The sequence below is a fragment of the Paracoccus alkanivorans genome (assembly GCF_003697785.1).
In the GTDB taxonomy this organism is placed as follows: Bacteria; Pseudomonadota; Alphaproteobacteria; order Rhodobacterales; family Rhodobacteraceae; genus Paracoccus; species Paracoccus alkanivorans.
Genome location: NZ_QOKZ01000012.1, coordinates 1 through 25109 on the forward strand (window position 1 = coordinate 1; position 25109 = coordinate 25109).

Here is a 25109-nt window from a genome sequence, read left to right on the forward strand (position 1 = left end):
AAAACGTCTGGGCCAGAGCCTTATGGCGCGGGACTTCGACCGGCAGGTCGCGGAGATACAAATCCGCTGCGCCGTCATGAACCGTTACACAGCTCTCGGCACGCCCATGACAATGGCCGTAGGATAAATCTGTCCAAGAAAAGGGGAACTATACCCAAAGCTCCTTTTGCGCAACAAAGCCAGGCAAGATGTGAACGGGGATCGATATGGCGGTAAAAAGTGTAACTTCTGTCGACGTGGCCCGTCACGCAGGTGTCAGCCAGTCCGCCGTGTCGCGTTACTTCACGCCGGGGGCTTCGGTTTCGGCGAAGATGGCCGAAAAGATCCGCGTGGCGGCCGAGGAGCTGGGCTATCGCCCCAATGTCCTGGCGCGCTCCTGATTACCGGGAAAAGCCGGATCATCGGGCTGGTGGTCTATTATCTCGAAAACCAGTTCTATCCCGAGGCGGTCGAGAAACTGTCGGTGGCGCTGCAGGAAAGCGGCTACCACGTGCTGCTGTTCATGGCCTCGCATACCATCGGCGATGTCGAGCCGGTGATGCAGGAAATCCTCGACTACCGGGTGGACGGGATCATCATGGTCTCGGTGTCGATCTCGTCGGTGCTGGCGCAGCGCTGTGCCGAGATGTCGATCCCGGTGCTGCTGTTCAACCGGGACCAGCCCGATCTCGACCTGCTCGCCGTCACCACTGATAACACCCGCGGGGGCAGTCTTGCCGCGCAGGTGCTGCTCGAAGGCAAGCCCAAGCGGATCGGCCATCTGGCGGGCTTCGAGGGCGCCTCGACGCAAATCGAGCGCGAGGCGGGTTTCCTGCGCAGGCTGGAGGCCGAGGGCTACAGTCTGCATGCCCGCGCGGTCGGCAATTTCCATTATGCCGAGGCGGCCGAGGCGACGCATGAGCTGCTCGACCGCCCCGATCCGCCGGATGCGCTATTCGTGACCGACGATCACATGGCCTTCGCCGCGATGGACGTGATTCGCCACGAATTCCGCCTGCGCATCCCCGAGGATGTGACGGTGATCGGTTTCGATGATGTGCCGCAGGCGGCCTGGCCCAGCTTCAACCTGACCACCATGCGCCAGCATGTGAACCAGATGGTGTCCAAGGCCGTGACCGAACTGGTCACCGCCATCGAGGAACCCGGCACGCCACTGCCGGTGAAACTGCGCATTCCTCCAACCCTTATCCGGCGCGGCACGACGCATCCGGTCTGAGGAACAGTCGCCGCCTGCATTCCTGCGCCTGGCCCTTCTTCTTCATGCAAATATCCCGGGGTCGCCGGCCGGTCGCGCCACTGGTTCGAGAACCAGCCGGCGACGGGCAGAGCCCCAGCCATCGCGGGACGCAACCAAGACGCGCCCCGTCTCAATCCGCGGTCCAGCCGCCATCCAGCATCAGCGCCGAACCGGTCATCAATGCCGAGGCGTCCGAGGCAAGGAAGACCGCCGCCCCGGCGATATCCTCGATCTGCCCGATCCGGCCCAGCTTGATCTTCTTTAGCACCTCTTCGCGGAAGCCCGGTTTTTCCAGGAAGGGCCGGGTCATGGGCGTTTCGATAAAGGTCGGGCAAATCGTGTTCACGCGGATCCGCTGTGGCCCCAGCTCGACTGCCAGCGCCTTGGTGAAACCCTCTATGGCCCATTTCGAGGCACAATACAGCGTCCGGTTCGCCGCGCCGACATGACCCATCTGCGAGGACATGTTGATGATCGAGCCGCCGCGCCCGGCCTTGGCCATCCCACGTGCCACCGCCTGCGCGGCAAAAACCGCCGCGCGAAGGTTCAGCCCGATGACCGCGTCGAAATCCTCTTCGCTGACTTCCGCCAGTGGCTTGGGCCGGTTGGTCCCTGCATTGTTGACGAAGATGTCGAAGGCCGGTCGCGCGGCCAGTGCATCGGCAAATCCGCGCGTGTCGGTGACGTCCAGCGTCAGCGTTTCGGCTCGGCCCCCGCCCTTGGAGATGGTTTCGGCAACCGCCGCAATCTCGCCGCCCGAACGGGCGCAGAGCGTGACCTCGGCCCCTGCCGATGCCAGCGCTTCGGCCACGCCGCGCCCGATGCCGCGCCCGGCGCCGGTGACAAGTGCCCGCTTGCCGGTCAGGTCGAAACTGGCCGCGATCATTCCGCTGCCGTCCCATAGGCGATATTCGCGCCGCCATAGCGGCGAACCCGGATATTGGCCTGCTCGGCATGGCCGACAAAACCTTCCAGCATGCAGAGCCGCGAACAATAGGTCCCGATCTCGGCGGCGGCCTCATCCGTGGTGATCTTCTGATAGCTGTGGGTTTTCAGGAACTTGCCGACCCATAGCCCGCCGGTATAACGCCCCGCCTTCTTGGTGGGCAGCGTATGGTTGGTGCCGATCACCTTGTCGCCATTGGCGACATTGGTGCGCGGGCCAAGGAACAACGCGCCATAGCAGGTCATGTTGTCCAGGAACCAGTCGTCACGATCGGTCATCACCTGCACATGCTCGGACGCGATGTCATTGGCGACGGCAAGCATCTCGTCATAGCTGTCGCACAGGATCACTTCGCCATAATCGCGCCAGCTCGCGGCGGCGGTCTCGGCGGTCGGCAGAATCGTCAGCAGCCGCTCAACCTCGGACATCGTGTCCTCGGCCAGCTTGCGCGAATTGGTCAGCAGCACGGCGGGGCTGTTATAGCCATGCTCGGCCTGACCCAGAAGATCGGTCGCGCAAAGCTCCGCATCCACCGTCTCGTCGGCGATCACCATGGTCTCGGTCGGGCCGGCGAACAGGTCGATGCCGACGCGGCCGTAAAGCTGCCGCTTGGCCTCGGCCACAAAGGCATTGCCGGGACCGACCAGCATGTGAACCGCGTTGATCGTCTCCGTGCCGATGGCCATCGCCCCGACCGCCTGGATCCCGCCAAGCACGTAGATCTCGTGCGCGCCGCCCAGATGCATGGCGGCGATGACGGCAGGATTGGGCTTTCCCTTGAAAGGCGGGGTGCAGGCGACGATGCGCGGCACGCCCGCCACGCTGGCCGTCGCCACCGACATATGCGCCGAGGCCACCATCGGGAACTTGCCGCCCGGAATGTAGCAGCCGACCGACTGGACCGGGATGTTCTTGTGGCCAAGGATCACGCCGGGGCGGGTCTCGACCTCGATATCCAGCATGGAATCGCGCTGCGCCTGCGCGAAGATCCGCACCTGCTCTTGCGCGAACTTGATATCTTCCAGCTCGCGCGGCGAGAGCTGCGCGATCAACTCGTCGATCTGATCTTGCGTCAGGCGAAAGCTTTCGGGCGCATAGCCGTCGAATTTCTCGCTGAGTTCGCGGATGGCTGCATCGCCGCGCGTTTCGATATCCTGTAGCGTTGCCTCTACGACAGAGCGGGTCCTGGCGTCGTCCCGGTTTCTGTCTTCCTCGGATTTGCCGCGTTTCAGATAGGTGATGGTCATTGAGGATCCCTCCAGATGTTGTTCGAGGGATTCCTGAATCGTCATACCGAGGCAATGCCGTTGGCTCGTATATGAAAATATTTCATTGCAAATTTGCGCCAATGCGGGTTGCATGACATCGATGCGATTTCCTGAGATGAAAAATTTTCGAGACATGCCGTGGCAAAGGTGACTGCAAGGACGGTTGCGGAGCGGGCAGGGGTTTCGCTGGCGGCGGTCTCGCGGGCGTTTCAACCCGACAGTCCGCTGGCGGAGGACAAGAGGACGCGTATTCTGCGGATCGCTGAGCAATTGGGATACAAGACCCCGTCAGGCCGTAGTTTCAGCCGCGTTTCCAGTGGGACGATCAGTCTTGTTGCGGGCGATCTGTCCAATCCCTTCTACCCGGTGGTCCTGGAGGAGTTGTCGCTGCGGCTGCACGAGGAGGGGCGCAGGCTGGTTCTGCATGCCGTCCCGGCGGGCGCCTCGGTCGATCTGGTCATGCAGCAGGTATCGGGTTACCGTTCCGATGCGGCCATTGTTGCTTCGGCGACGATGTCTTCGCAACTGGCCAGGGAATGCCGCAAACAGAACCTGCCGGTGATCCTGTTCAACCGCGTCCAGCCTGATCTGCAGATGAATGCCGTGACATGTGACAACTACCGGGGCGGGCAGATGGTGGCCGAGCGCCTCATGTCTCGCGGGTGCCGGCGTATCGGGTATATTGCCGGATTGCGGAATACCTCGACCCATCTCGAGCGCGCTCGTGGTTTTCTGGACGAGTTGGAACGGCATGGATTGCGGCCGTTCTGCGAGGCCGAGGGGAATTTCTCCTACAGCCATGCGCGGGATGCGGTTCTGCCCCTGCTACGAGCCGCGGCCTTGCCTGACGCGCTGTTCTGCGAAAACGATATCATGGCGCTTGCTGCCATGGATGTCGCGCGAATGATCGGGCTGCGGGTGCCCGAGGATCTCGCGATCATCGGCTTTGACGATATCCCGCTCGCGGGTTGGGAGGCATATCGATTGACAACGGTCCGTCAGCCGATGCGGCAGATGGTCGCCGAGGTGTTGCAGTTGATCGACATGATAAAAGCGGGGCAGGGGACAAATGGCACGATCAGGGTTCTTCCGGTCCGCCTGATTGAACGCGACAGCGCCTGACCGGCAACCCAAATCGGGGTATCAGCGTATCATTACAGGACTTCCAGTCCGTTGTGTGTGAATAAGCACCGAAGTTGAGCCCTATCATCGTCGACATTTAACACTTTGATATCGCATAATAATAATCACGGAAGGTGGAGTCCAAATCGGCGCGGATTGATACCCCACATGATCGTAAATTCCAGAGGTTGTTTCAATTGGTTATTCCGTCTGTGGATGGGGTTCAACTTCGGTGCTTGTTCACAGATTAAGTCCTCATTTCGGCAGTGAGTGTCACCCATTTCCTTTTCCGGGCGGGCTATGCCGTGCATCCAATGTGCGATGCAGGGCAATGCCTTCGGTGCGCCGGTTGGCAACGGCGGCAATAAGCCCTTCGGCAATGGCGACTGCCGCAGTGATGGAGTTGGGAAGCAGCCGCCGATTGGCATGGGCATAGAAAATCTCGTCGGCCCATTCGGTCAGCGGGCTGGTCGGATGATCGGTGATGCAGACAACCGAAGATCCGTTCTTGCGGGCGACCTGCGTGATCTCCAGGGTTTCGGCGGCGTAATGCGGAAAGGAGCAGGTGATGACCAGGTCTTTCGAAGTGCTGTGCAGCACACGGCGGATCCCGGCATTGCCGTTGCCCATCGGACCGATATTGGTGGCGTTGCCGCGGCAATAGGGCTCCAGACCGTGCATCAGCACCCCGATCGCATATTGGCTTAGCCCGGCGCCGAAGGCGAAGACACGTTCCGAGTTCAGGATCAGATCGACGGTGTGACGGCAGGTGTCTTCATGCAGGCCGGCGCTGGTCGTTTGCAAATTGGCCAGATCCTGCTCGATCCCATTCCGGACAAGGTCGAAATGGGATGCGTCGGCATCGACTTCCTGACTGAGCCTGTTCGCATGTGACAGGTTGTTGCGAATCCCGTTGATCTGCGCTTCCCGGAATTCCGCGAAACTGTCAAAGCCGATGGCGCGCGCGAAACGGGTCGCCGTCGCGGTGGAGACATTGCATTTGGCGGCAAGTTCGACATTGGTCATCGTTGCGGCTTCGGTTGGGTTTTTGATAATGAAATCAGATATCTGCCGATGCCCTGCGCTAAGCCTGGAATAAGCTTTGGACACTCTCTGAGCCACGTCCGAATAGAAGTCCTTGCCCATTTTCCAATCTTCTCCCTTGACTGATTGCCGCATTTCATGGCTTTCATGTTTATGAAATTATTATTTCATACCAAGAGAACGGATGCCAGTAAGGACACCCGCATTCCAGCAAGGAGGATGAACGTATTGAAAACGCATCTCAAGCTTTATGCCCCCGTTGTGGCTGCACTGACGGCGGCGCCTGCCATGGCCGAAGACCTGACGATTGGCCTGGCATCAGAACCGACTGCGGTGGATCCGCATTATCACGATCTGTCGCCGAACAATGCCGTCGGGCTGCATATCTTCTCGGCACTTGGACGCCTGGATGCCGAGCAGGAAGTGCATCCCGACCTTGCCACATCATGGGAAACCGAGGACGACAATACCTGGGTTTTCAAGCTGCGCGAGGGCGTCACCTTTTCGGACGGGTCGGAATTCAACGCCGATGACGTTGTCTTCACCTTCTGCCGAGTCATGAACAACGAAAGCAGTATTTCGGGAACCGCGACGACAGAGGTGACGAATTTCGCCTCGGTCGAGGCTCCGGATCCCTATACCGTCCGCATCAAGACCAAAAAGGTCGAGCCGCTGCTGCCGGAACTCCTGTCGCAAATCATGGTGCTGAGCGACGGGATCGCCGAGCATGGTGAACTGTCCTTTGACCTTGAAAACGATTGCGGCGTGACCGGTGCATGGCCCTCGGTCGATGATTTCAACAATGGAAAGGCGGCCATCGGCACAGGTCCCTATGTGCTGGAGGAATTTACGAAAGGCAGCAGCATTACACTGACCCGGAACGAGAATTTTCACGGCGAGACGCCGGAATGGGACAAGGTGACGTTCAAGCCGGTGCCAAGCTCCGGACCGCGCCTGGCCGGGCTGCTGTCCGGGGATTACGATCTGATCGAGAATCCGGCCGCACGCGATATCGAACAGATCGAAAATAACGAAGGTCTGGAATATACCGCCGCACCGTCGAACCGGGTGATTTTCCTGCAGATGGATACCGGCCGGGACGACAGCCCGTTCATCGAGGCCGCGGACGGCTCGAACCCTTTCCAGGACGAGCGGGTGCGCCGCGCCATTTCGATGGCGATCGACCGTCAGGCCATCGTTGACCGGATCATGGACGGTTTTGCGGAACCGGCCTATCAATTCGTACCCGGCACTATGTTCGGAGCGCTCGAAAACCCCGAACCGATCCCCTACGATCCCGAAGGTGCCAAGGCTCTGCTGGCCGAAGCCGGTTATCCCGACGGGTTCAAGGTGACATTCCATGCCACCAATGACCGCTATATCAACGATTCCCAGGTGGCTCAGGCGATTGCGCAATTCCTGACCCGCATCGGCATCGAAACCGAGCTGGACGCGATGACCCGCTCGATCTTCTTCACGCGCCGCAGTAACCGCGAGTTCAGTTTCTCGATGGGTGGCTGGGGATCGAGCGAAGGCGGCGCGGCATCCTTCCTGCGCCAGTATGTCACCACCGGGAACGAAGAACTGGGTGTCGGGGCATCGAATTACGGTGGCTGGTCCGATCCCGAATTCGACGCCGTTCTGCTGGAAGCGATCACCACCATCGACAACGAGAAACGGGCCGGGCTTCTGCAGCAGGCCGTCAAGCTGGCGATGGACAAGCAAGGATTCATTCCGATCCATTTCGAAAGCTCGATCTGGGGTTATCGCAAGGGGCTGCATTACGAGGGGCGCAAGGACCAGTATACGCTGGCCTACGAGATTACCTCGGACAACGGCCAGTAACGTTCGTCAGGCATCCGCCACTTCTAACTGATTTCCGGCGCGGTCATTGCGCCGGAACCTCCCGGATCGGGGAATGGATCGATGCTTCTCTATATCATGCAACGGCTCATGCAGAGTATCGGTGTGCTGCTCGCAGTTTCGGTCGCCGTTTTTCTGGCGGTCTATGCGGTCGGCAACCCGGTCGATCTGCTGATCAGTCCCGAGGCGACGCAGGCCGAGCGCCAGCAGATGATCGCGCGGCTTGGGCTGGACCAGCCGGTCTGGTCCCAATATCTGACCTTTCTTTGGAATGCGCTGCATGGCGATCTGGGGACGTCCTTCGTGCATGGACAGCCCGCGCTCAGCCTGATCGTGTCGCGCATGCCCGCCACATTCGAACTGGTTGTCTGTGCGCTTCTGCTGGCCAGCCTGATCGGGATCCCCATCGGTCTATGGGTCGGGTTGAATGACGGCAGCTTCGGTTCGCGGGCGGTCATGACCGGCTCGATCCTGGGGTATTCGATACCAAGCTTCTGGAAAGGTATGGTGCTGATCCTCGTGCTTGCGGTCTGGCTGAACTGGCTGCCCGCCTCGGGGCGTGGCGAGACGGTCCCGGTTCTGGGTATCCCGCTCAGCTTCCTGACGCTGGACGGGTTGCGTCACCTGACGATGCCGGTGATCAATCTGGCTATTCCGAATATCGCCCTGATGATCCGCCTGACAGCCGCCGGAGCGTCCGAGGCCGTGCATCAGGATTATGTCAAATTCGCTCGCGCCAAGGGCGTGCGCAATCAGCGGATCGTCCGTCGGCATATCCTTCGCAACATCCTGATCCCCATCGTGACCGTTCTGGGGGTCGAGTTCGGCTCGCTTATCGCCTTCTCGACCATTACCGAGACGGTCTTTGCATGGCCGGGCATGGGCAAGCTGCTGATCACCTCGATCTACCAACTCGACCGGCCCGTGGTGGTGGCCTATGTGCTGCTGGTCACTTTCATCTTCGTGATGGTGAACCTGCTGGTCGATTTCACCTATGCCGCGCTCGATCCCCGCGTGAAACTGACCGAGAGGATGTCATGAGCGATCCCGCCATCATCCAGCCGATAACCGACACGCCGCAGCGCCGGGCCATCCTGCGCAGGCTAAGGCGCAGGCCGAGTGTGAAAGGTTCGCTGATCGCGCTGCTGATCATCGTCGTGACCGGGCTTTTGCTGCCAAGCCTCGCTTTGCAAAACCCGTATGATCTGTCGTCCTTCAGCGTGATGGATAGCCGTCTTCCACCCGGAGCGGAAAGCTTCGACGGTCAGGTCTTCCTGCTGGGAACCGATCAGCAGGGGCGGGACATGCTGTCCGCGATCCTCTACGGCATGCGGGTCAGCCTGATGGTCGGTCTGATCTCGACGGCGGTCGCCCTCGTCATCGGCATCTGCGTCGGACTTACCGCCGCCGTTCTGGGCGGACGGATCGAAACGCTGCTGATGCGGATCGTCGATTTCATCCTGGGATTCCCGACCATTCTGGTGGCGCTTGTCATGCTGGCCATGATCGGGCGCGGGGTGGACAAGGTCATCTTCGCCATCGTCGTGGTGCAATGGGCGAATTACGCGCGGATCATGCGCTCGACCGCGCTGTCCGAGCGGCGAAAGGAATATGTCGAGGCCGCCTTCAATCTTGGATATTCCAGACCGCGCGTGATGTTCCGGCATATCATGCCCAACAGCCTGAACGCGGTGCTGGTGGTGGCGACGGTGCAGATCGCCTCGGCCATCACGCTGGAGGCCACGCTGTCCTTCCTGGGTGTCGGCGTGCCGGTGACCGAACCATCGCTGGGCCTGCTCGTCGCCAGCGGCTTCGACTACCTGATGAGCGGCGATTACTGGATCAGTTTCTATCCCGGTGTCGCGCTGCTGCTTCTTATCTTTTCACTCAATCTGGTGGGGGATCGCCTGCGCACGGCGCTTGATCCGAAACGCTCATGACCGGACAGGACAAGACAATACCAGTGCTTGAGATACGGGGATTGCAGACCGTGTTTCACGACGCGCAGGGGGCATGGCCCGCGATCAACGGGCTGGACCTTACGCTGCACAAGGGCGAAGTGCTGGGCCTGGTCGGCGAGTCCGGCTCGGGCAAGTCGGTGGCGGGCTTCTCGGTCCTTGGGCTGATCGATCCGCCGGGCGAGATTACCAACGGCGAGGTGCTGTTCAACGGGCGCGATCTTCGCAAGCTGGACGAGGAATCGCTGCGTCAGCTGCGCGGCGCGTCGCTGTCGATGATCTTTCAGGATCCGTTGACCACGCTGAACCCGGTGCTGACCATCGGGGAACAGATGGTCGAGGCGATTGCGGAACACACCCGAGGCGCCACCCCGGACCTGCGCCGCCGCTGTGCCGAGGGTCTGGCGCGGGTCGGGATCACCTCGCCCGCAGAACGGCTGGACCAGTATCCGCATGAACTGTCGGGCGGCATGCGTCAGCGGGTGGTGATCGCGATTGCCATGCTCAACCGTCCCGATCTCATCATTGCCGATGAGCCGACAACGGCGCTGGACGTGACCATTCAGGGCCAGATCATCGCCGAGATGCAGGAGCTGCAGCGTGAAAGCGGCGCGGCGCTGATCTGGATTACCCATGACCTTGGCGTTGTCGCGGAACTCGCGGACCGTATCGCGGTGATGTATGCGGGCGATATCGTCGAAACCGGCAGCACCGATGATGTGCTTGACCGTCCCCGCCATCCCTATACGCGCGGTTTGCTGAACTCCGTGCCCGGCGATACTGCGGCGGGTGAGCCCTTGCGGCAGATCGAGGGCAGTGCCCCGCCGCTATCCCGGCGCCCGGCAGGCTGTCCCTTCTCGCCCAGATGCGACAGGGCCAGCGATATGTGCCTGGATCAGCCACCCCCGCCCGAGGCGGATGCCAATGGCCGGGTCTGGCGTTGTTACCACCCCCTTCCGGAAGAGGAGGCCGCATGATGAATGCCCTTCATGCCGATGCGGGCCCGACACCGCCGCCGGTTCTTGAGATGCGTGCACTGGAGCGGGAATTCACCCGCAAGCCGGTTCTGGCCGAACGGTTGCTTGGATTGCTGGGCCGCCAGATCGATATCCCAGTTCTCAAGGCCGTCAGATCCGTGGATTTGTCGGTGCATGAAGGCGAGGTTCTGGGACTGGTCGGTGAATCCGGTTGCGGGAAATCCACGCTTGGCCGGATGCTGACCGGCATCACCTCTCCGTCACGGGGCGAGCTTGATTATAACGGCAAGCCGGTGACGGAACTTTCCGGTCAGGCGCTGAGGGATTTCACGCTGGACGTGCAGATGATCTTTCAGGATCCCTATGCCTCGCTGAATCCGCGCCAGAAAGTCGGAGACATCCTTGCCGAGCCGCTGCGCGTTCACCGGATTACCCGAAGCGAGACGGAAACCCGCAAGCGGGTCGATGAAGCGCTGCGCGAGGTGGGGCTGGATGTTTCTTACCGCGATCGTTACCCGCATCAGTTCTCGGGCGGGCAGCGGCAACGGATCGGGATCGCGCGGGCGCTGATCGTCGAGCCCCGTTTCCTGGTCTGCGACGAGCCGATCGCGGCGCTGGACGTTTCGATTCAGGCGCAGGTGATTAACCTTTTTCTCGATCTGCGGCGGCGGCGCAATCTGACCTATCTGTTCATCAGCCATGACCTTTCGGTCGTGCGCCATATCGCCGACAGGGTGGCGATCATGTATCTGGGGCAGATCGTGGAACTGGCCCCGGCAGCCAGGCTGTTTGCCGAGCCTGCCCATCCCTATACCCGGACCCTGCTGGAACAGATCCCCTCGGTCCGGAACCGCAAGCGCAAGTTTCACGCGGTCAAGGGCGAGATTCCCTCACCGCTGAAGCCGCCATCGGGCTGCGCCTTTCATCCGCGCTGTGCCTTTGCCACCGATCGCTGCCGTGCCGAAGCGCCACTGCCGCGTGACCTGACAGAAACGCATCGCGTTTCCTGCCATCTCTTTGACAATAACTGAGGTCGAAATGACTCTGGACAAACTTTTGGAGCATGAGGGCAAGATTGCGCTCTCCTATGAATTCGCAGGTCAGAAGGGCAAGTCCATCACGCTGCATTGCTATCGCGCCGCCGGATACACGCCCGGCAGGCCGGTGGTGTTCGTGCAGCACGGGATGATGCGCAATGGCGACGATTACCGCGATTTCTGGATTCCCGCCGCCGACCGGCACGATCTTCTGATCGTCGCGCCGACTTTCTCGGACAAGGATTTTCCCGAAGCCGAGAATTACAATAACGGAATGGTTCTCGATAGCGATGGCAAGCCCGCCCCCAGGGAAAGCTGGATCTATCACGTTCCGGGAGAGATCGCGGAGCGCTTGGTCGCGGCGGGCGTCATGCATGAAGGTTGCGCCCGGATCTATGGCCATTCCGCCGGCGGGCAGTTCCTGCACCGGATGGTGTCGACAGTGGGTTTCGGGCCGTTCGCTTCGGTGATCGCGGCCAATGCGGGCTGGTACTCGCTGCCTGCACTGGATACGGATTTCCCCGCCGGTCTGCGTGGGATCGGACTGGGTGAACAGGGCTTGCGGCAATTGCTCGAATCCGGGCTTTGGATCATGGCGGGACAACAGGACAGCGATGCGAATGCCGATAACCTGCCGTCGCAGCCCGAAGCCCTGGAACAGGGACCCGGCCGTTTGCATCGCGCACGGAACTATATGGCGAAGGGCAAGGCTGCCGCTGCCGCGCTTGGCTGCGATTTCGGCTGGCGGATCACCGAAGTGCCCGGGGTCGCGCATGACGGCTGTGCGATGTCGCAGGCGGCTGCGGGAATGTGGTTCGAGGGCGGGTTGCCATCGGCAGAGGTGCTGGCTGTCGGCACCGGACAGGTCAACGCCTGAGAACGGCACCCGCGCTTTGCGAGACTGATTGGAGAAAGCAGTAAAATGACTTACGACGTGGCCAAGATCATCTCTTCCGAAGCCTTCGGAATGGCGCAGGACATCTTGCGGGATCAGCATGATCGTTTTGTCGATGAAATCATCGAATTGACGGAAATCCCGTCCCCGCCCTTCAAGGAAGAACGCCGGGCAAAGGCCTATGAACAAAAATTCCGTGAACTCGGGCTCGAAGATGTGCATCGCGACGAGATCGGCAATGTGCTGGGCATTCGTCGCGGTCGCGGCAACGGGCAGATGATCGCGGTCGCCGCGCATATGGACACCGTATTTCCCGAGGGAACCGATTGCACCGTGCGCCGCGAGGGAACAAAGCTGTTCGCGCCGGGGGTTGGTGACGATACGCGCGGTCTTGCCGCGCTGCTGGCGTTCATCCGGGCATTGGATGGCGCCGGGATCGGGACCGAGCAGGATCTGCTGTTCGTGGGCGATGTCGGTGAAGAGGGCAAGGGCGATCTGCGCGGCGTCCGCCACCTGTTCACCAAAGGCAAATATCGCGATCAGATTGCCGGCTTTTTCACCGTCGACGGCCTGCAACTGGAAGAGATCACCACCCGCGCCGTTGGTTCCTATCGCTACCGGATCACTTTCCGGGGGCCGGGCGGGCATTCGCTGATGGCTTTCGGCACGGTCAACCCCGCCTATGCGCTTGGGACATTACTGGCGGGCATGGCCCGCATCAACGTGCCCGAGACGCCGCAAACCACGTTCTGCGCCTCGACTTTCGGCGGTGGCACCTCGGTCAATGCCATCCCGGAAGAGGTCTGGACCGAAGTCGATCTGCGTTCGGAAGGGCAGGCCGAGCTGGACAAGCTCGATGCCGATTTGCGTGATTTGGTGGAACAGGCGGTGGCTGGCGAGAATGCGCGGGGCGACACCACGAATGGCGAGATTGCCGCCGAGATCACCCGGATCGGCAATCGCCCGGCAGGCGGAACGCCCCATGATGCCGCAATCGTGCAGGCGGCTTTCGCCGCCTTGCCGCATTTCGGTTTCGAGGCTACGACCGGATCCAGTTCGACAGATGCCAATATTCCCATGAGTCTGGGAATTCCCGCGATCCGGCTTGGTTCCGGCGGCACCGGAGGGCGCGCGCATTCGCTGGACGAATGGATCGATGTCGAGCCCGAGGAATCGTTGCGGGGCCTGTATGCCGGGCTTGCGACGATACTCGGCACCGCTGGCCTGGCGAAGTGATTGCCAATGGCGGCATAAATGCCGGCGCTTCGCGGTGACTCATGGTGCCAGGTGCGAGGAGTCGGCCCTAGGCTCGTGCCTCATAAACGATAAAGCCAGCAGATGGCGATGGCGGCGAGGATGATGACATTCAGGAAAGTATCGCCCCGTCGCCCGTAGCGGGTTGCGATATATGAGGAGGATCCGAAAACAGTCCGGTGGGCTGTTTTCCCGACGATTGGTCAGCCCTTTATCCGGCCGAATGCGTTCTCGATGCAATCCTGTTTGCGATAGAGACGCTTGTTGTATCTGGCCGGCTTTTTGCGCTTCTTTCGTGGTGGGATACATGGACGGATCCCGCGTTGCTTCAGAGCGTCGCGTAGCCAGTCGGCGTCACAGGCGTCGCCATTGCCGCTCGGACCAATGGCGCTCCAACGGCAGCTCACCCAGGAGGCGCTTCGCTCCCGGAAGGTTCCGGAGCAGGACAAGAGAACCGCGACTGTCTGCCATCTGGCCGGGCGAGAGGAGGAAATCCAGTGGGCGGCCAGGCCCATCGCTCAGCATGTGCAGCTTGGAGTCCGGGCCACCTTTCGTGCGCCCGATCGCCCGCGGCCGATCCGTCCGTCAGGGAAACGATCCCCCGGATCATTTGCTTGTCTTCCGGACTTTCGAAGGCTGGTTGCCGTGCGGTGCGCCTTCAGGAACGTGCTGTCGATCATCAGGGTGCCTCCCTGGGGACCGGGCTGCGCCAGCTCCTGAAAAATCCTGGCAAAGACACCCATATGTGACCAGCGCAGGAAGCGGTTATAGAGGGTTTTGAAAGGCCCATAGACCGCGTTCGGGCTGGCCCTCGGTTGGCGGGCTCAACCCTCACCGTCCTGCCAGCGCAGCCGGTATCGCTTGACATAGATGATACCGCTCAGCACCTTGGGTCATCGTACCGGGCTCGGCCAGGTGTCTTTGGAAAGCAAGGCTGAATGCGCCGCATCTGCTGCGGTGCCAGCCAGAAATATTGATCATGGTTTCCGCTCATGCCAAGCATGAGTCATGTAACAGACTGGATTCAAGAAATTATTATAGGGCGCGACCCCGGCGGTTGACAGCCATCTCGGCCTCGTTTTTCACGAGGCGATCGACAGACGGTCCCCTAATCGGGGGCGATTAAGAAAGCCCGAAATCGGGCCGGTTCAACAGGTATTCAGTGTATGCGGGTATCGGCGGCGGACGGCGGCAAATAGGATGGATCGAATATCGAGGGCTGAGCATCATCTGCTGCAGGATAATCCCTGAACGCAAGAACGTGAACCGGCAGAACACCGTTCTGTGGTCAGAGAGGTTTCCTCATGGCGCAACGCAGTGCCATGGGCAGCCCGGCTTGTCCCTCAGCCACCAGAATCGCCCTCAGCCGGGGGCAGAGTTCTTTGCTGTCCAGCGTTATGAATCCAAGTCTTTGATAATATGGTTCGTTCCAGGGCACTTCCCTGAATGTTGTCAACGTGAGTGCGTTGATCCCAAGATCAACGGCACTACGCTGCACAGCTTCGATCAGTTTCCGTCCGATGCCATGCCCCTGCCGATCACGGTGGACTGCCATTTGCCAGATATGAAAGGCGTCAGGCGTCACCTGGCCGTTTACGAAAGCAGCAATCCCGAAGCCTTGCACCTCCGCGACCAGCGCAAGACCGCCTGTAATCATAGCGCTATGCCGCTCTTCTGATTGAACCTCGTCATCCGCTATCCACTCCAATCCCGGCCATTGCCGGAATATCTCACCGGAACTGCGCTCGATTTCTGGTAAGAGGCGGATATCGCAGGCGTTTGCAGGTCTGATGTTCGTCATGTGCTCAGTTTAGTCTGAAGGCCAATAGTTAGAAAAGGGCTCAGGCGCGTATTTACCTTTCGCCCTCTATGTGGGGCGGCCCCCATGGACCGTGGACAGGGATATCCGACGCGACGGCATGTATCTCCGAAGGTGCGCATGTTCATTGAGGCGATTCACTCCGAGTGGTCGGATGGACCACCATGGGCATAGTCGATAACTTTTCACCTACAGGATTCCGGATTGCCCTTGGCCAACATAGGATGCCGAAGTGCTTTTCCGATACCTTACATCAACGTTGTACCGATTACGTGAGGCCGTGTGATTACTGACATTGAGCTACTCGCTGTCGAGATGCAGACGCTTTTTGTCCTCGACAACGGCCGCATCCGACGAGAGAACGATCCCGACCGATCGGCCGGGCCACGCTTCTGGCTCGCCGGATGTCGATCTGGAAATATCGTGAGCATTGGGGCGGAAGTGAACGACGACGTCGCTGCTGAAGTCGCATCCATTGCCAAGCTGGAAGTGCCGTTCGGTGATGTGGGCGGCAGGCTGAGATATCATGAACGCTATAACGCTCTGTTGTGCCCCGCTACCGTGGAATATGGGCTCGTCTATCGACTTCCGCATTCACTTCCCCTCGCCTCAAGCGCCGTTCTGATTGAGAGCGAAAGCGAGCGAGGCAAGGGCCTCTACGAAGATTTGGCGGTCAACGGAATGCCACAAGGGATGATCGATCTTGGGTTCCGCAGGGCTTCGGATCTATGGCCCCCGTGGTGTGCCGTCATGGTTAACGACGAAGTGGCTTCTATTGCCTTTGCCGCACGCATTTCCGAGGTTGGCGCAGAACTCGGTCTGGCGACCGCGAAAGCTTACAGAGGACGGGGCTTGGCTTTGGCCGCGGTTGCGGCTTGGTCGTCGCTGGCGCCGCTTCAAAAGCGCCATCTCTTCTACAGCACCGATCGATCTAATACTTCGTCGCGAAAGGTCGCGTCGAAATTGGGCCTACCATTTGTGGGCAACAGCGTCCGGTTCATCTAGCTGTCCATCTTCATCCATCAGACACAGACGGTCTGCTGAAGCTGCACGCCGGATGTCCTGACAGTAAACATCGCCGGAGGCCGGGCATCGTGGACGCCTGACATATGTCTTAGTCGGAAGGGAGGGTGGAGTGGAGGATCACGTCCCCCTCAGTCTACGCCAATTGTGCAGGTCCAGCTTGCGGATCGAGCGTTCCATCCACCATGTCTACTGGAAGCCGCCGGAGTCCGTGATGCGCATCCCAGTCACCCGTGCGGCCTGATCCGACGCCAGAAAAACCGCTAGGCGCGCAATGTCGTCGGGCTGGCCAAAGCGCCGCAGCGGTGTATCCTTCGAAGCCCCGGTTATCCGCCTCTCTCCGATGCAGATTGCCGAGTTCGTTTGCGGCAGTGATCACGATGGCGATCCGCGGTGCCTCCGCTCTGATGCGTTCGACGATCCCCGGAAGGATATACGCGGACATGCTGTCGGTGGCCGAGATACAGACCCGCCCGCTGATTTCCTGCACCTGCCGTGACAATGGCTGCGTCAGGCCAAGCTGACGCGCCGCCGCCGACAGCGAGCCGGTGGCCGCAGTTGCGTGAAATGCCCGGATATGGTTCCAATCAAGCGATTTCATGCATTGACGTATATCATTCCTGCAAATTTCGGCAATTTATGCTTTTTGCGCATATGCTAGATTGCAAGGCAAAGGAGTGCCTTCTCATGAGTTCAGCGAGCGACGCCCGCTTCTGGAACAGAGCTTCACGGAAATATGCCAGGACCGCGATCAGCGATCTGGCCGGATATGAACGCAGCCTGGACCGGACCCGTGCCCTGCTGGGAGCGGGTGACCGGGTGCTGGAACTGGGCTGCGGGACGGGAACGACGGCGCTCCGGCTTGCGAGCGATGTGCAAGGCTACTTGGCCACGGATATTTCCGCCGACATGATCAGCATCGCCAACGAGAAACTCGTTGCCGATCCTGTCCCGGCACTGGCCTTCCGCACCGCGACGGTGGAAACGCTCATATCCGAGGCCGGGCCGTTCGACGCGGTCCTGGGTTTCAACTACCTCCATCTGCTTCGCGACTTGCCCGGCACCCTGAACCATATCCATGCCCAGCTTGCGACAGGAGGCCTGTTCATCTCCAAGACGCCTTGCCTTGGGGATATGAACCCGCTGATCCGCCTCGCCTTGCTGCCCGCATTGCGCGCAGTAGGGAAAGCCCCTTATGTCAGTGCTTTTCGCGCAACCGAATTGAGCCGGCTCATCTCTGCCGCGGGCTTCGATATCGTTGTCACTGAATATCACGCGACTAAAGGCAGGGATGCACGCCCCTATATCGTCGCACGCAAAGGATAGGATGGAAGGATAGAGGCTTCGCTTCCTTGCCGCGTTCGAAACGCTCGGGGCAAGATATCGGGAGGTCCTGTGTTCATTTATCAGCCGGGTGAATCAATTCGCCCGGACCGATTCCGAAAATGCGTTGGACCCGCCCATTCGCCGATGGCAGCATGCAGCCGGGTGCTGTCCCGGATCGATAACCGCCCGGCGAAGCGGGCAAGATCGGGAGGAATGATATGTCATGACGGAGCCGAAGCTGACAACCCATACCCGGCAGGCCCATTGGCGCCAGCGGAACGCCGAGAAATACCACGCCCATCTGGCCGTGCAGCGGGGGCTGAACAACGGCGATCTGGTCCGCCAGGCCTGCGAGGTCTGCGGTGATCCCCGGACGGATGCGCATCATGACGATTACAGCGCGCCGCTTCGGGTCAGGTGGCTCTGCCGGCAGCATCATATCCGGCTTCATCACGGCGGCGAGGATCTGTTCGCGGGAATGAACGCCCTGAGAAAACCTTGAGCCCCGCTTGACCGCATGAGCGGTAAAGGCGAACGGTTCATCGCATATATCCGACCTTCGCAGGCGGCGGGATCGAGGCCGATCATCATTGCCGGCACATGCTGAAGCATTTCCAGCAAAAGCGGATACCGTTTCGGCAGAAGAACAGCCCTCCGGACTGTTCTTCGATCCTGCCTCAATGCGTTTGAAAATGCATAAAAACAAAAACTTAAATAGTTTGGGCGCTTCAGCGAAAAACCGAAACGATACATGGTTTCAGATCACGCGCTGGCAGTTGCCGCGATGCGAAAACGCGAAGGAACAGCCCGGCCGCAATGCCGTTCCAACGCTGCTGAACATCAGGCGGGTTTCGAATATCCGCAACAGGCAAGCCCCGGCACGGTGCTTGACGGGATCGCGGACGGCAGTAATGGATGGGCAGCGGCCAGGTCGCCACATTACCGGCCGCGTTGCGCGATGGTCAAGGTAGCGTCGAGCGCCTGCAGGAACCGGGACCGATCGGCCCTGGTGAAAGAAGAGCCGCCACCGCGGAAAAACGGATCCGCAGCGCGGATATCACTCATCAGGTCCCGGGTTGCGAGCCTCTGGCCGATATTGGTCCGTGTCAGTTCTTCTCCAGCCGGGGTGAGGACATGGGCACCGGCCTTGATGCACCGGTCTGCAAGCGGTATGTCCGCGGTTACGACCACATCACCCGCCCCACATTGCGCTGCGATCCACTGATCCGCCACATCCGGCCCCTGGTCCACGATCACAAGCGAAACCAGCGGGTTCCGGGATGGGCGGAGACCTCCATTGCAAACCAGGATCATGGGAACCCGCATGCGGGTCGCCACGCGCTCTGCCTCGTCTTTCACCGGGCAGGCATCAGCATCGATATAGAGCGTGGTCATGGCCTTCTCGCCGGATGTTGGACGCACAGCATACTGTCACGCGCGGTGACGGCAATGTCGAACCAACCTGATGTTGATGACCGCAAGCTCCCGCCTTTGCCTGTTCGTCCAAAGCATGTTGCAGCACGGTCGGAACAGTTTTCCTCCCGTGAATGCCAATCTGCCGATGCGCCTCCGGGACAAGCAGCTTGATCGACGCGCTGGCAGGACGTGACACCTTGTTCCTGCTGAACGATGAGTTGCGCACGGGTTCGCCTTTGGGCGGAGGCAGGGGCAATGCCTGCAACGGCCGGGCCGCGCTAGCCGCGCCCAGCCCCCGATCCACCGAGTTCGTCGAGGATCGCACAGTCGGGATCGTCATCGCCACGGCATTCGGCGATCAAGTCCTGCAGTTTCCGTTCCAGCGCATGCAGCTGGGCGATCTTTTCCCGGACATCGGACAGATGCGCCTTGGCCAGGTCGCGGACATCGCGGCTGGCCCGGTTCTCGTTACAGTAAAGCCCCATCAGGCGGCGGCATTCCTCCAGCGAAAAGCCCAGGCTGCGGGCTTGCGACAGAAAGCGCAGCCGGGTCAGTTGCTGGCCGCTGAAATCGCGATAGCCATTATTGCCGCGATCCGGGGCGACAAGGCCGATTTCCTCGTAATAGCGGATCGTCTTGACCGGCAGCCCGGTCGTCTCTGCGGCTTCACCGATATTCATCGTCTGGCTCCTGCGCTATGGCGGGTGTATGGAAACTGGTCATGGCGGGCGGCGGTTTCAACCGCCTGCCATGACCGGGACGGTGTTTACCCAGCGGGTTGCGGCGCTATGCGGGTGCCGCCTTGCCCTGCGGCAGCCGGTGGTATTCCGGTCCGCGACCCGGGGCCGGCGCGGCGCAGGCGCAGCGCGTTGCTCAGCACGAAGACGCTGGACAGGGCCATCGCCCCGGCGGCGAGGATCGGCGACAGTAACATGCCGTTCAGCGGATACAGCACCCCCGCCGCGACCGGGATCAGCGCAGTATTGTAGCCGAAGGCCCAGAACAGGTTCTGGCGGATATTCCGCATCGTCGCATGGCTGACCGCGAAAGCATTGGCGACGGTGCCGAGGCCCTGGCCCATCAGCACCACATCGGCGCTTTCGATGGCGACATCCGTGCCCGAGCCGATGGCGATGCCGACATCCGCCGCGGCCAGCGCAGGGGCGTCATTGATGCCGTCCCCGACAAAAGCGACTGGCCCGTGTTCGCGCAGCCGCTGGATGGCCGAGAGCTTGCCGTCGGGCATGACCTCGGCCACGACCTCGTCGATGCCCAGCTTTGCCGCGACCGCCTCTGCCGTGGCGCGGCTGTCGCCGGTGATCATCGCCACCCGCAGCCCCTGCGCATGCAGGCCGGCGATGGCGGCGGGCGCGCTGTCCTTGATCCGGTCGGCCACCGCGATCAGGGCCGCGATCCGCCCGTCCCGCGCGGCGAAAAGCGTGGTCTGCCCCTCGGCGGCCAGCGCTTCGGCCCTGGCAGTCAGTGCACCGGTGTCGATGCCTTCGCGCTCCATCAGCCGGGCAGCACCGATCAGCAACTCATGGCCCGCCACCTGCGCGCGAACGCCCAGCCCGGTCAGCGCCTCGAACCCGTCGGGAGAGGCGGGGGTCAGCCCCTCGCCCCTTGCGTCTTCGGTGATGGCGCGGGCGATGGGATGTTCCGAGCGCTCCTCGACCCCGGCCACTTGTGCCAGCAACTCGGCGCGGTCCAGGCCCGGCGCGGTCTCGAATGCGGTCAGGCTGGGGCGGCCTTCGGTCAGGGTGCCGGTCTTGTCCAGAGCGACCACCGCCACGCCCTGCAGCGATTGCAGCGCGTCGCCCCTGCGGAACAGTACGCCCAGTTCCGCCGCGCGCCCGGTGCCCACCATGATCGAAGTCGGCGTGGCGAGCCCCATCGCGCAGGGGCAGGCGATGATCAGCACCGCCACCCCGGCAACCAGCGCATGGCTCAGCCGCGGTTCCGGCCCGAATGCCAGCCACAATCCGACGGTCAGCAGCGCCACGGCCAGGACGGCGGGAACGAAATACATGGTGATGCGGTTCACCAGGTCCTGGATCGGCAGGCGCGCGCCCTGCGCCTCCTCGACCATGCGGATGATCTGCGACAGGATCGTGTCGGCACCGACACGGGTGGCGCGGAACACCAATGCGCCATTGCCGTTCACCGTGCCGCCGGTCACCTGCGCGCCCCCGGATTTCTCGACAGGCACCGGCTCGCCCGTGATCATGCTCTCATCGACCCAGGACCCGCCCGAGACGACCTGCCCGTCCACCGCCAGCTTTTCTCCGGGGCGGACATGGATCAGGTCGCCGACAGCGATCTGCTCGATGGGTAGTTCCGTGACCTCGCCGCCGCGTTCGACCCGCGCGGTGCGGGCGCGCAGACCGGCCAGCTTGCGGATCGCCTCGCCAGTGCGGCCCTTGGCGCGGGCTTCGAGAAACCGGCCCAGCAGGATCAGCACGACGATTACCGCCGCCGCCTCGAAATAGACATTGCGGCTGGCCTCGGGCAGCAATGCGGGCAAGAAGGTCGCCACGGTCGAATAAATCCACGCCGCCCCGGTGCCCAAAGCCACCAGCGAATTCATGTCGGGCGCGCCTTTCAACAATGCCGGAAAGCCCCTGGTGTAAAAGCGCCGGCCCGGCCCGATCAGCACCAATGTCGTCAGTAGGAACTGGATAACCCATGAACCCTGCATGCCGATGCTGCCCGCGATCAGGCGGTGGAAGGCGGGGATCAGGTGGCTGCCCATTTCGAGCACGAAGACCGGCACGGTCAGCACTGTCGCAATCAGCAGGTCGCGGCGCAGTGCCACGATCTCGCCCGCCTTGCGCTCCTCTGAGGCATCCATGGCATCGGCCTGGCCCTCATCGGCCCGGTATGGCCGCGCCGGATAGCCCGCCCCCGTCACGATCGCCGCGATCTCGCCCGCGCCCAGCACCTCGGCATGGCGCACCACCGCGCGCGCCGCCGCCAGGTTGACATTGGCCGAGACGATTCCCGGCGTCGCGGTCAGCGCCCGCTCGATCCGCCCCACGCAAGAGGCGCAGGACATGCCGTCGATCTCCAGCGTGGTCTCGGCCAGCCGCGCGGGATAGCCGGTCTCTTCCAGCACCTCGGCCAGTTGCCCCGCCGTCAGGCTGCCATCATGCCGCACGGTCGCGCTTTCCGTGGCGAGGTTGACCTCGGCCCCGGTCACGCCCTGCACCTGTTTCAGGGCCCGTTCCACCCGTCCGACGCAGGAGGCGCAGCTCATCCCGTCCACGCCGATCTGCAGGATCTTGTCATCACTCATCATGCCGCTCCGTCAATGGATTCCTGTCATTGACACCTGATCTAGGGCTTCCAGTTACTGGAGGGTCAAGGGGCTTGTTGAAAAAACCTCACGACGGGACAATCCGCTCCGCCCTGGCTGGACGCGCCCCTTCTTCTTTGGGAAAATACCTTGGGGGTCCGGGGGCAAGGCCCCCGGCCATCGCCGGAGGCAACCGCACATTGTGCCCGCAGGCCGATTTCAGAAATCCAGCCCCAGGTCCAGCGTCCGCGCCGAATGGGTCAGCGCACCTGAGGAAATATAATCCACCCCGGTTGCCGCCACTTCGGCGATCCGCTCCAGCCGCATGTTGCCCGACGCCTCCAGCACCACGCGCCCCGCCGCAATGGCCACCGCCTCGCGCAGCGTGGGCGTGTCCATATTGTCCAGCAGCACGACATCCGCGCCGCCTTCGTCCAGCACCTCGGCAAGCTGGCCAAGGCTGTCCACCTCGATCTCGCAGCGGATCATATGCGATGCGCGGGCCTTGACCGCCTGCAGGACCGGGCGGATACCGCCCGCCGCGGCGATATGGTTGTCCTTGATCAGGATCGCGTCGGACAGCGAGAAACGGTGGTTGAAGCCGCCGCCATGCAGCACCGCCTGTTTCTCGACCAGCCGCAGGCCCGGCGTGGTCTTGCGGGTGCAGGTGATGCGGGTTGCGGTGCCTTGGGTCCGGGCGACGAAAGCGGCGGTCAGGCTGGCGATGCCACACATCCGGCCGGCGAAATTCAGCGCCACCCGCTCGGCCGAGAGGATCGAGGCGGCGCTGCCCTCGATCTCCATCAGCAACTCGCCGGGCTGGAAGGCGGTGCCGTCCGGGCAGGCGATGCGCAGGGTCAGCCCCGGATCGACCAGCCGGAAGGCCATCGCGGCCAGTTGCATGCCTGAGGCCACGCCGGCCTCGCGCGCACGCAGATGGGCGCTATAGCGCAGATCCGCCGGGATGACCGTGCGTGTGGTGATGTCGCCCTGGCTGCCCAGATCCTCGGCCAGCGCGGCACGGATCAGGGGTTCGACAAGCAGATCGGGCAGGGGCGGGATCATGGGGTGGTCTCCGGTGAAAACGCGTCGCGGATCGCCATCGCTTCGGCCAGCGAGAGCCGGCTGCGGCGAGGCTCGGGCAGGCTGTCGGGGAAATCGCGGCGGCAATGCGCGCCTCGGCTTTCCTCGCGTTGCAGGGCTGCGGCGGCGATCAGCGTGGCGGTGGCGGTCATGTTGAGAAGCGATACGCAGTCGGGCTGCGCGGCCTCGATAGCGGCGATCTCTCGCAGGCAGCGGCTCAGGCCCTCCGCGTCGCGCAGCACTCCGGCGCCCTCGGTCATGGCATGCCGCAGGCGCAAGACCAGCGCCGGGTCGGGCAGGGGGGCATCGGGCAGATCGGGCAGTTGCAGCGATGCGGCATTGTCGGGGCCAGTGCCCATGGCAGCGGCGATGTCCCGCGCGCAGCGCGCCGCGAAGACCAGCCCCTCCAACAACCCGTTCGAGGCCAGCCGGTTCGCCCCGTGCAGCCCCGTGGACGCCGCCTCGCCGCAGACCCAAAGCCTGTCAAGGCTGGCCCGGCCATCGGCATCCGTGGCGATCCCGCCCATGTGGTAATGCGCGGCGGCGGCGATGGGGATCGGCTGCGTGACCGGGTCGATGCCGGCCTTTTCGCAGGCTCCGGCAAGGGCGGGAAACTCGGTCAGGATGCGCGGGCCAAGACAGGCGCGGCAGTCCAGCATCGGCTCCAGCCCGGCCTGCGTCTGCGCATAGACCGCGCGGGCGACGATATCGCGGGGGGCAAGCTCGGCATCCGGGTGAACGCCTTGCATGAACCGCTCGCCCTTGCGGTTGACCAGCCATGCGCCCTCGCCCCGCAGGGCCTCTGTCGCCAGCGGGGCCGGATCGAGGCCGCAGGCAAGCGCGGTGGGGTGGAACTGCACGAATTCGGCATCGGCGATCATCGCCCCCGCCCGCGCCGCTATGCCGATCACCTGTCCGCGGATGCGCAGGGGATTGGTCGTCACCGCGTAGAGCCCGCAGGAGCCGCCGCCCGCCAGCAGCACGGCGGGGGCGCTGATGGTCACCGGGGCAGAGCCATCCGCGCGGGCGATATCGACGCCGGTCACCCGGCCCGCATCGACCTGCAACCCGGTGGCGAGCATCCCCTCCAGCACCTGCACCGAGGGCGTGGCGCGCAGGGTGGCGATCAGCGCGCGCATGATCTCGGCCCCGGCCTGATCGCCTTTCACGCGGACGACGCGGGCAAAGCTGTGCGCCGCCTCGCGCGACATGACATAGCCGCCATCCGCGTCGCGGTCGAAAGGCGCGCCAAGCCCGGTCAGGTCGAGGATATGGTTGCGCGCCGCCTCGGTCACGATCCGCGCCACATCGGCATCGACCGTTCCCGCCCCCGCCCGCATCGTGTCACGGGCATGCGCGGCGGCGCTGTCTGCCGGGTCCATCGCCGCCGCGACGCCGCCAAGTGCCCACGCGGAGCTTGCGCCCTGGCCCAGGTTTTCGGGCGAGATCATCAGCACCGGGCGCGGGGCAAGGTTCAGCGCGGCATAGATCGCCGCCAGCCCCGCACCGACGATCACGATCCGGTCAGTCGCGATTTGCGGCATAT

23 protein-coding genes and 2 pseudogenes are annotated in these 25109 nt (G+C 62.4%); 14 read left to right on the top strand and 11 right to left on the bottom strand.

The genetic code is table 11. The features are described 5' to 3' along the window. From C9E81_RS20370 to C9E81_RS20375, 3 genes and pseudogenes are all read left to right on the top strand, one after another. Positions 1–127, top strand: a pseudogene (locus C9E81_RS20370) (IS5/IS1182 family transposase); the annotation flags it as partial. A gap of 79 nt (positions 128–206) precedes the next feature. Next, positions 207–380, top strand: a complete 174-nt coding sequence (locus C9E81_RS23430) for a LacI family DNA-binding transcriptional regulator (protein ID WP_243698745.1) — start codon at positions 207–209, stop codon at positions 378–380. A gap of 29 nt (positions 381–409) precedes the next feature. After that, on the top strand, positions 410–1216 hold the full coding sequence (locus C9E81_RS20375) for a substrate-binding domain-containing protein (RefSeq protein WP_243698746.1): 807 nt from the start codon (positions 410–412) through the stop codon (positions 1214–1216). A gap of 151 nt (positions 1217–1367) precedes the next feature. On the opposite strand, the gene C9E81_RS20380 is transcribed toward C9E81_RS20375, so the two are convergent. Both C9E81_RS20380 and hisD read right to left on the bottom strand, forming a co-directional pair. Further along, on the bottom strand, positions 1368–2123 hold the full coding sequence (locus tag C9E81_RS20380; RefSeq protein WP_122114208.1) for an SDR family NAD(P)-dependent oxidoreductase: 756 nt from the start codon (positions 2121–2123) through the stop codon (positions 1368–1370). Further along, a complete protein-coding gene (gene hisD / locus C9E81_RS20385; RefSeq protein ID WP_122114209.1) occupies positions 2120–3430 on the bottom strand; it encodes a histidinol dehydrogenase in 1311 nt (436 codons plus the stop codon). The genes C9E81_RS20380 and hisD overlap by 4 nt, the downstream gene beginning before the upstream one ends. A gap of 159 nt (positions 3431–3589) precedes the next feature. Here hisD and C9E81_RS20390 point away from each other — a divergent pair, with 159 nt between their 5' ends. After that, positions 3590–4573 (top strand): LacI family DNA-binding transcriptional regulator, encoded by a 984-nt coding sequence (locus C9E81_RS20390; RefSeq protein ID WP_122114210.1) that lies wholly within the window; start codon positions 3590–3592, stop codon positions 4571–4573. 273 nt (positions 4574–4846) lie between these two features. On the opposite strand, the gene C9E81_RS20395 is transcribed toward C9E81_RS20390, so the two are convergent. Beyond that, positions 4847–5752: a MurR/RpiR family transcriptional regulator gene (locus C9E81_RS20395; protein ID WP_122114211.1), complete on the bottom strand. Its 906-nt coding sequence runs from the start codon at positions 5750–5752 to the stop codon at positions 4847–4849. A gap of 84 nt (positions 5753–5836) precedes the next feature. Between C9E81_RS20395 and C9E81_RS20400 the strand changes: the two genes are divergently transcribed. The 7 genes from C9E81_RS20400 (at position 5837) to C9E81_RS20430 (ending at position 13583) form a co-directional block, all read left to right on the top strand. After that, entirely contained in the window at positions 5837–7462 is a 1626-nt protein-coding gene (locus C9E81_RS20400; RefSeq protein ID WP_122114212.1) for an ABC transporter substrate-binding protein, read from the top strand. 81 nt (positions 7463–7543) lie between these two features. Beyond that, positions 7544–8521: an ABC transporter permease gene (locus C9E81_RS20405; protein ID WP_122114213.1), complete on the top strand. Its 978-nt coding sequence runs from the start codon at positions 7544–7546 to the stop codon at positions 8519–8521. Continuing rightward, on the top strand, positions 8518–9420 hold the full coding sequence (locus C9E81_RS20410) for an ABC transporter permease (protein WP_122114214.1): 903 nt from the start codon (positions 8518–8520) through the stop codon (positions 9418–9420). Before C9E81_RS20405 ends, C9E81_RS20410 begins: the two co-directional genes overlap by 4 nt. Beyond that, positions 9417–10415, top strand: a complete 999-nt coding sequence (locus C9E81_RS20415) for an ABC transporter ATP-binding protein (protein ID WP_122114215.1) — start codon at positions 9417–9419, stop codon at positions 10413–10415. The genes C9E81_RS20410 and C9E81_RS20415 overlap by 4 nt, the downstream gene beginning before the upstream one ends. Next, on the top strand, positions 10412–11446 hold the full coding sequence (locus C9E81_RS20420) for an ABC transporter ATP-binding protein (RefSeq protein WP_243698747.1): 1035 nt from the start codon (positions 10412–10414) through the stop codon (positions 11444–11446). The genes C9E81_RS20415 and C9E81_RS20420 overlap by 4 nt, the downstream gene beginning before the upstream one ends. A gap of 7 nt (positions 11447–11453) precedes the next feature. After that, positions 11454–12329 carry an alpha/beta hydrolase family protein gene (locus C9E81_RS20425; protein WP_122114216.1) on the top strand — a complete coding sequence of 292 codons (876 nt, stop codon included), beginning with the start codon at positions 11454–11456 and terminating at the stop codon, positions 12327–12329. 45 nt (positions 12330–12374) lie between these two features. Next, positions 12375–13583, top strand: coding sequence for a M20/M25/M40 family metallo-hydrolase (locus C9E81_RS20430; protein WP_122114217.1), 1209 nt, complete (start codon positions 12375–12377; stop codon positions 13581–13583). 80 nt (positions 13584–13663) lie between these two features. Here C9E81_RS20430 and C9E81_RS20435 read toward each other — a convergent pair. Beyond that, a pseudogene (locus C9E81_RS20435) lies at positions 13664–14595 on the bottom strand (IS5 family transposase). Between the two features lie 294 nt (positions 14596–14889). Continuing rightward, on the bottom strand, positions 14890–15402 hold the full coding sequence (locus C9E81_RS20440; RefSeq protein WP_122114218.1) for a GNAT family N-acetyltransferase: 513 nt from the start codon (positions 15400–15402) through the stop codon (positions 14890–14892). A 300-nt stretch (positions 15403–15702) separates the two neighbouring features. Between C9E81_RS20440 and C9E81_RS20445 the strand changes: the two genes are divergently transcribed. Next, positions 15703–16425, top strand: coding sequence for a GNAT family N-acetyltransferase (locus C9E81_RS20445; protein WP_208021238.1), 723 nt, complete (start codon positions 15703–15705; stop codon positions 16423–16425). Positions 16426–16579: 154 nt separating this feature from the next. On the opposite strand, the gene C9E81_RS23715 is transcribed toward C9E81_RS20445, so the two are convergent. Then, on the bottom strand, positions 16580–17044 hold the full coding sequence (locus tag C9E81_RS23715; protein ID WP_425010677.1) for a LysR family transcriptional regulator: 465 nt from the start codon (positions 17042–17044) through the stop codon (positions 16580–16582). An 86-nt stretch (positions 17045–17130) separates the two neighbouring features. Between C9E81_RS23715 and C9E81_RS20460 the strand changes: the two genes are divergently transcribed. Both C9E81_RS20460 and C9E81_RS20465 read left to right on the top strand, forming a co-directional pair. Then, positions 17131–17769 (top strand): class I SAM-dependent methyltransferase, encoded by a 639-nt coding sequence (locus tag C9E81_RS20460; RefSeq protein WP_122114219.1) that lies wholly within the window; start codon positions 17131–17133, stop codon positions 17767–17769. Positions 17770–17992: 223 nt separating this feature from the next. Continuing rightward, positions 17993–18271: a hypothetical protein gene (locus C9E81_RS20465; RefSeq protein WP_122114220.1), complete on the top strand. Its 279-nt coding sequence runs from the start codon at positions 17993–17995 to the stop codon at positions 18269–18271. Between the two features lie 437 nt (positions 18272–18708). On the opposite strand, the gene C9E81_RS20470 is transcribed toward C9E81_RS20465, so the two are convergent. The 5 genes from C9E81_RS20470 to C9E81_RS20490 form a co-directional block, all read right to left on the bottom strand. Continuing rightward, positions 18709–19164, bottom strand: a complete 456-nt coding sequence (locus C9E81_RS20470) for a YaiI/YqxD family protein (protein WP_122114221.1) — start codon at positions 19162–19164, stop codon at positions 18709–18711. 299 nt (positions 19165–19463) lie between these two features. Next, the gene (locus tag C9E81_RS20475) at positions 19464–19865 is read right to left on the bottom strand and encodes a MerR family DNA-binding protein (RefSeq protein ID WP_122114222.1); all 402 of its coding nucleotides are present in this window, start codon (positions 19863–19865) and stop codon (positions 19464–19466) included. 86 nt (positions 19866–19951) lie between these two features. After that, a complete protein-coding gene (locus C9E81_RS20480; protein ID WP_122114255.1) occupies positions 19952–22480 on the bottom strand; it encodes a heavy metal translocating P-type ATPase in 2529 nt (842 codons plus the stop codon). 219 nt (positions 22481–22699) lie between these two features. Further along, on the bottom strand, positions 22700–23545 hold the full coding sequence (gene nadC, locus C9E81_RS20485) for a carboxylating nicotinate-nucleotide diphosphorylase (protein WP_122114223.1): 846 nt from the start codon (positions 23543–23545) through the stop codon (positions 22700–22702). After that, complete coding sequence (locus tag C9E81_RS20490) at positions 23542–25107, bottom strand: L-aspartate oxidase (RefSeq protein WP_122114224.1); 1566 nt, start codon at positions 25105–25107, stop codon at positions 23542–23544. Before C9E81_RS20490 ends, nadC begins: the two co-directional genes overlap by 4 nt. Positions 25108–25109 lie beyond the last annotated feature (2 nt).